This window comes from Haemophilus parahaemolyticus (assembly GCF_018373095.1).
GTDB lineage: Bacteria > Pseudomonadota > Gammaproteobacteria > Enterobacterales > Pasteurellaceae > Haemophilus_A > Haemophilus_A parahaemolyticus_A.
In genome coordinates this window covers 1-6,292 of the sequence record NZ_JAHAHT010000102.1, presented here as the reverse complement: position 1 = coordinate 6,292, position 6,292 = coordinate 1, and the positions used below count along the sequence as shown (strand labels likewise).

The following is a 6,292-nucleotide window of genomic DNA, read 5'->3' as shown; positions in this document are numbered from 1 at the left end:
CGAAAGCCAAAATAATCGCCGTGGGAATAGAGGCGAACAAGGCTCTCTTTGCCATTTTCAAGAGTGTGAAAAAGTCCGATTAAACCTGAGGAAACGTAGTAAAAACCGTGTGCGGTTTCACCTTGTTCGTAAACAGTCGTGCCTTTTGGAAGTAGGCTTAATGCCGTGAGTTGGCAGTGGTTGAGTTCGGTAGGTTTAATTGGGACTTTTTCCATAAATACTCCATGCGTTAAATTTCATTGATGATACGATAAACCCAATTCTCCAATGGATCTTTTAACCGTACCATTTCCGCGTGCATTTCCGCTAGCATTTCTTTTTTAACCGCTTGATATTCTGACTTGTAGAAGAGATTGTGCATTTCTGCAGGGTCGTTTTTCACATCGTAAAGCTCGCCTACATCAGAGGCGTTGAACACCAGTTTGTAATCTTTACGATGCCACATTCGTTGCTCGAAATAGACAAAATGCCCCGCCAATTGTGCTAACACACCTTTGCGTTGGTTATCTTGATTTTTACGCACAATCGGCAAAATGCTTTCGCCTTCAAAGGCTGTTGGGATTGGCTGTTGGGCTAAATCATACACCGTAGAGGTCAAGTCGTGCAAATAGACAAGGTTATCATCTTGCTGATTGTTGCGATTGGAGTTTGGGTCTTTAATAATCATCGGAATGTTGTAGGTAGTATCAAACATAAATTCGCCTTTTTCAATCATTCGATGAGCGCCCATCGCATCGCCATGGTCAGCGGTGGCAACAATGAAGCTGCTGTCGTAAATGCCTTTTTCTTCAAGGAAAGCGAACAGGTCGCCAATTGCATCATCAATCAAGGTAATGTAACCCCAGAATTTGGTAATCACTTCTTTCCAATGATCTTCGCTCGCTTCCCACATTCCCCACATTTTGGAGATGGTGCGGTAGTGGTTCGGTTTGCCTTCAAGCGGTTTAAAAAAGCTCTCATCTAGCACCACATCTTCTTTGCGATACATAGAGTAATAAGGCTCTGGCACAATGCACGGTGTGTGCGGGCCCCAGAAGTTGATCCACGCAAAAAACGGTTTGCCTTCCGCCAAAGATTGCCCGATATATTTTTTTGCTTCGTCAATAATGAAATACGGAATGGTTTGCTCTTTGCTGCCAGAAAGCAAGCCACAAAGCTCTTGCACCCGTAAGTGTGGGTTGTCGCCAAAATAGGCATTGCTCACCTCTGGAATCTCATAGCCTTTTTCTTCCAGCCACTCTTTATAGCGGTTGGAGTGTGTTGGCGGTTGGTTAAACACGAGGTTTTTATACACGCCGCTACCAGGGTAGCCGTAGCCGTCAAAATTGTGTCCTTGAATGCCATAATCTTCAGGCACAGATTTGGTGCCAACGTGCCATTTTCCGACTACATAGGTGTTGTAGCCTTCCAGTTTTCCGATGTTTGGGGCTGATTGAGAAATCTCGCCCGTGCCGCCTTTTTCACCGTTACGAATAATGCCGTGGGTGGAAGGCATTAAGCCTGTGAAAAGTGAAGTGCGTGCAGGCCCACAAACCGAGGCGGGCGTGAAGGCGTTATTGAAACGAATACCGTCTTTGGCAAGACGGTCGATATTGGGTGTTTTCACTATTTGATGCCCATAAGCCCCAAGCATATCTTTGCGGATTTGGTCTAAAAGAATGTAAAGAATGTTCATAATATCTCCATTACTCTGTAGAGTGTATGAATTTGAAAAATTCACGCACGCAAGCGGTTAAAAATGGTGCGTGGATTGCAAACAATCCACACACCCTACGATTATTCCGATTTCGGTTTAAACACAAACCATACAATTACTTGTAACACGGCATATACGCCTAACACCATACTTGGATTGCCCGCTTCTGATGCCAAGCCAATTGGCGATAAGAAGGCATAAAGTGCGAATAAACCAAGGATTAATGAGATGGAAGTCACTTTGATATATTTCCAGTTGGTTAAGTCCACGTCGCCTTTGTTTACGGTGTTTTCTACATAAGGTTCGCGTTTTAAGAAGATGCCTAACACGAGCATTAACACTACATCGAATACGAATAAACCACCCATTACATATACGAAGTTAAGTTTAACTTGGAACACCCAAACGATGCAGAAGTATAAAATAACGTGTGCAAGCAACGCGATACGAGCAGCTAAGCCAGAGACGGTTTTGTTGAATAAGCCGACCGCAAATAATGCCACGATTGGAATGTTCACGAAGCCTGCGAAACGTTTAGTGATTAAGAAGATACCATCTGTACCGAACATTAAAAGCGGTGCGAAAATCATTGTTACAATTGCCATAATGGTAGAGACTTTTTTCGCGTAAGCAATTAACTCTTCTTCTGAACGGGCTTTTTTGCTGATGGAAGGCAATAAGTCTTTACAGTAAATAGTTGCCGCTGAGTTTAAGAATGAATTGAAGGTACTTAAAATCGCCCCGAATAATGCCGCAATGAAGAAACCTTGTAACCACGTTGGTAATACTTTGTTCACGAGTAATGGGTAAGAGGCATCAATTGGGTTTACGCCCTCGCCTAAAATGTGGAAGCTAAGTAAACCAGGTAAGTTTAAGATCACAGGTAAGGTGAGCAAGAATAATGCTGCAATCAAAATCCCTTTTTGACCTGATTTTAAATCTTTCGCCCCTAAGCAACGTTGTACGATTGCTTGGTTGGTTGTCCAATAGAAAAAGTGAACTACCATAATCCCAGTGAAGATGGTTGGCCACGGCGTTGCATCCGTTTCGCTACCTATCGCATTCCATTTATCGACGTGCGTGGTGGTAATGGTGTGTAAGCCTTCAGAGAAGCTGCCATCGCCCAAATACATCAACGCAAAGAATGGTACGAGCAATGCCCCGATAACCATAATTACCGCATTGATGGTGTCTGACACCGCTACCGCTTTTAAACCACCGAAGATTGCATAAATCGCCCCGACCACACCGATGGCAATCACGGTATAAGTAATTGCTGTGCCATAGCTTAAGCCGAATGCTGTTTCAAGGTTGAAGATTTTGTTAAACGCAATTGCCCCTGTGTAAAGAGCTGTTGGAATCACGATTAAAAGATAAAAAATTAAGAAGAGCGTGGACATAATCAAACGCGTTTGGCGGTCGAAACGGCTTTCAAAAAATTCTGGCACGGTGGTGTAACCGTTACGTAAATATCTTGGCAACATATAAAGAGCTAAGAAACAGAGCGGAATCACGGTTGGCACTGTCCACGCAATTACAGAGAAGTTACCTTTATAAGAAACCGCATTTACACCGATAAGCTGTTCGGTGGAAAGCGAGGTTAAGACCATTGAGCAACCAATTACCAAACCGCCCAAGCCCCGTCCTGCAAGGAAATAACCTTTTGAGCTTTTAAGGTCATCACCTTTAGTTTTAAGCCACGAAATATACGCAACTAATGCAGTGACGATGATAAAACTAGAAATCGTTAGCCACATACGCTCCTCCTTTAGGAAACATCTAAAATTGTGGTTAGATTACTGCAATGTTTTCGATTAGTTTATGATGCTTGTCATATTGGCTGTGTGAGTCTGATCACAAATTCGAAACAAAACTTCATTTTTATGCATTTTATTGGATGGTTTATGAGCGTGATCATATTTTCCTTTTTTGTTCTCATTATAATCAGCGAGAAATTACAAAAGGCAAAAGGAGCAGATGATGAGCATCACCTTAATTTTAATTCTGATAGGTTGTGGCATTATCACCAACATTATGTCTGCCATTTTCGGCATTGGCGGTGGTGTATTGATGGTACCCATTCTTTACACTCTCTTTCCCGAATTTCCATTGCAAATGGTCGCCGCTACCTCGCTGACCATCGTAATGGGCTCTTCAATGATCAACCTCGTCTATTTTTACCGCCAAAAAGTAGAAATAAACTACAAAGCGATGTTGATTTGGTCGGTAGGAATGATTATTGGCGTACAGCTCGGTTTTGAAGTGAGTTTTTATGTGCCTGACATCGTGATTATCAGCGTTTTTGTCATTACGCTTTCTGCCCTGGCAATTCGCACCTTAATGAGCAAACAAGCGGTCGAAAACGACAGTCAAAATGCAAATGAAACCGCAAAAGGGATTGGGCTTTGCACCTTCGGCGGCTTTATTGCAGGAATGACGGGCATTGGCGGAGGCTCGATTATGGCACCGCTTATCGGGCAGCTCAAAAGCGTAAAACCGCATCAAATCGCCCCATACACCAACTATATGATGGTGATTGGCGGACTCGGCAGTTTGTATGGCTATCTTACCAAAACTCCGCCATTTCATTTCGGCTGGCAAGTGGGCTATATCAACTTTTCTGTAGTGCTGATTGTGGTGTTCTGTGCATTCATTACCAGCTTCTTCTCAATGAAAATCCGCGGTAAACTCTCGCCCGCTTTAGTAAAAAAACTGCTCGGCATTATTTTGCTGGTAATCGCAACTTATATGTTGATCGCACATTTGATGAAATAAAAAACAAGCGGTGAAATTTGCAATTTCTTTTACAAATTTCACCGCTTGTGATTATTTAAAGGCTGGCACGATAAACATTGTTTTTAATTGGTTTTCATCTTCTACAGTTTGAAGTAATTGAAAGCCGTGTTTCTGATAATGAGAGATAAGATTTGGATGATCTTCACATTCAAGAACGATAACACGCCCACCCACAGAACGTTTTGCTAAATAAATTTGCTGATAAATATCATCAAGTATGGTTGATAAATTGATAGGATTATTTGAAATGGCTTCATTCTTAGCAATTTGACCAATAAGAAACACTTTTAGGATATTGCCTACGCCTAATCCACCCGATAATTTTTTCCAAAGTGTTTTACTTGCTTCAATCCGAATTTCTTTAAACGAAAGAGCATAATAGGCAAGAATTTGCCCATTTTCATTGAGAATGAGATGTGTTGAAGCGGCTGATGCTTGTTCAAACCGAATTGCTTTTTGTACTAAAAATTTCTCAACATCAGGATTTCGGGAACATTGAAAAAAGGTAAGAAATCGCTGTGTTTCTTCAATACCTAAGTTTTCGATTAGTTCATTGAGGCTAATTGTTTTTTTATTGCACATAAAACATCTTGTTTCTTCTGTTCTTCCTGAGAGGGATTTGTTTTTCTTAATTGAATTTCCGTTGGATTATCTATTGCATATAATAAATCTTTGACGACTTTTTGATCAGAAATCACAAAATTCTTGCTAAAAGAAGAAGTTGCCATAAATTGCTCCTATTTAAATTACTGCATATTGTTTTAGTATATCACTGTCTATTTTAACATATTTATAAGTAAAGCGGTAAAATTTGCCATTTCTTTTACAAATTTAACCGCTTGTGAATATTATTTTTGTAATTTTTTGAGTAAATCGATTTCTCTTTCTAACCCATTTATAATTTTATCTTTTTGTGCTAATAATTCATCTTTATGGCTTAATATTAATTGTAATTGTTGAATGGTTTTTTCTAAATTTTCATTTCCAATTGCAAACAAAAAATTATTTGAGTTACTTGATTCAGTTACAGTATTATTAAAATAAACTTTCTCATTTTCCCCCACAGAGAGCAACTCACAAATATCCATATCAAATACTTCAGAGATTTGTTCTAAACGAGATAGATTTGAACGCACTTCACCTCGCTCAATTTTCCCATATCCCGTTACTGACATCCCTAATTTATCCGCCATATTTTCTTGCGATAACTGGTGTTGTTCGCGTAACTGACGGATTTTCTCATTGATTTTCATACACTGCTCTCTCAAGGTAAATAGTTACCTTAATTCGGTAACTGGCTGTAATTGTTGGTTTATTGTACATAATTTCGACCAAATTATAATAGTTTTGGTTTTTTTCTCCTACTTTTATTTATTGAGGTCTTTATGAAACTAAAAAATGTAACCCTTGCAGCAGCACTTTTAGCCGTATTAACAGGTTGTGGAAGCAGTGGTGGCAGTTCAAACACACCAAACACTAATCAACCAACCGCTCAAAATGAGCAAGCTCGTCAGCAAGTAACTGATGCTAAGAAAGCTGAAGAAGCTCGTAAAGTTGAAGAAGCACGTAAAGCAGAAGAAGCTAGCAAAGCTGAAGAAGCTCGCAAAGCGGAAGAAGCACGTAAAGCAGAAGAAGCTCGTAAAGTTGAAGAAGCTCGTAAAGCGGAAGAAGCTCGTAAAGCGGAAGAAGCTCGTAAAGCGGAAGAAGCTCGTAAAGCGGAAGAAGCACGTAAAGCCGAAGAAGCACGTAAAGCGGAAGAAGCACGTAAAGCGGAAGAAGCACGTAAAGCGGAAGAAGCAC

At 40.5% G+C, this 6,292-nt stretch carries 7 protein-coding genes and 1 pseudogene; 2 read left to right on the top strand and 6 right to left on the bottom strand.

Features of this window, described 5'->3' with window-relative positions; translation table 11 throughout:
* The 3 genes from KH943_RS08730 to KH943_RS08720 form a co-directional block, all read right to left on the bottom strand.
* Window positions 1–215: cyclic nucleotide-binding domain-containing protein (locus tag KH943_RS08730; RefSeq protein WP_304110061.1), on the bottom strand; the 215-nt coding region annotated here is incomplete at its 3' end.
* A gap of 14 nt (window positions 216–229) precedes the next feature.
* Window positions 230–1,675, bottom strand: coding sequence for a sulfatase-like hydrolase/transferase (locus KH943_RS08725; RefSeq protein ID WP_304110058.1), 1,446 nt, complete (start codon window positions 1,673–1,675; stop codon window positions 230–232).
* Between the two features lie 101 nt (window positions 1,676–1,776).
* A complete protein-coding gene (locus tag KH943_RS08720) occupies window positions 1,777–3,453 on the bottom strand; it encodes a solute:sodium symporter family transporter (protein ID WP_304110055.1) in 1,677 nt (558 codons plus the stop codon).
* Between the two features lie 223 nt (window positions 3,454–3,676).
* Here KH943_RS08720 and KH943_RS08715 point away from each other — a divergent pair, with 223 nt between their 5' ends.
* The gene (locus KH943_RS08715; RefSeq protein ID WP_304110064.1) at window positions 3,677–4,471 is read left to right on the top strand and encodes a sulfite exporter TauE/SafE family protein; all 795 of its coding nucleotides are present in this window, start codon (window positions 3,677–3,679) and stop codon (window positions 4,469–4,471) included.
* A gap of 51 nt (window positions 4,472–4,522) precedes the next feature.
* Here KH943_RS08715 and KH943_RS08710 read toward each other — a convergent pair whose 3' ends face one another.
* From KH943_RS08710 to KH943_RS08700, 3 genes are all read right to left on the bottom strand, one after another.
* Window positions 4,523–5,074 carry a hypothetical protein gene (locus KH943_RS08710; RefSeq protein WP_304110052.1) on the bottom strand — a complete coding sequence of 184 codons (552 nt, stop codon included), beginning with the start codon at window positions 5,072–5,074 and terminating at the stop codon, window positions 4,523–4,525.
* The gene (locus tag KH943_RS08705; protein ID WP_119222322.1) at window positions 5,038–5,220 is read right to left on the bottom strand and encodes a hypothetical protein; all 183 of its coding nucleotides are present in this window, start codon (window positions 5,218–5,220) and stop codon (window positions 5,038–5,040) included. Before KH943_RS08705 ends, KH943_RS08710 begins: the two co-directional genes overlap by 37 nt.
* 120 nt (window positions 5,221–5,340) lie before the next feature.
* Window positions 5,341–5,745, bottom strand: a complete 405-nt coding sequence (locus KH943_RS08700) for a helix-turn-helix domain-containing protein (RefSeq protein ID WP_304110048.1) — start codon at window positions 5,743–5,745, stop codon at window positions 5,341–5,343.
* A 132-nt stretch (window positions 5,746–5,877) separates the two neighbouring features.
* Between KH943_RS08700 and KH943_RS08695 the strand changes: the two are divergent.
* Window positions 5,878–6,292, top strand: a pseudogene (locus tag KH943_RS08695) (hypothetical protein); the annotation flags it as partial.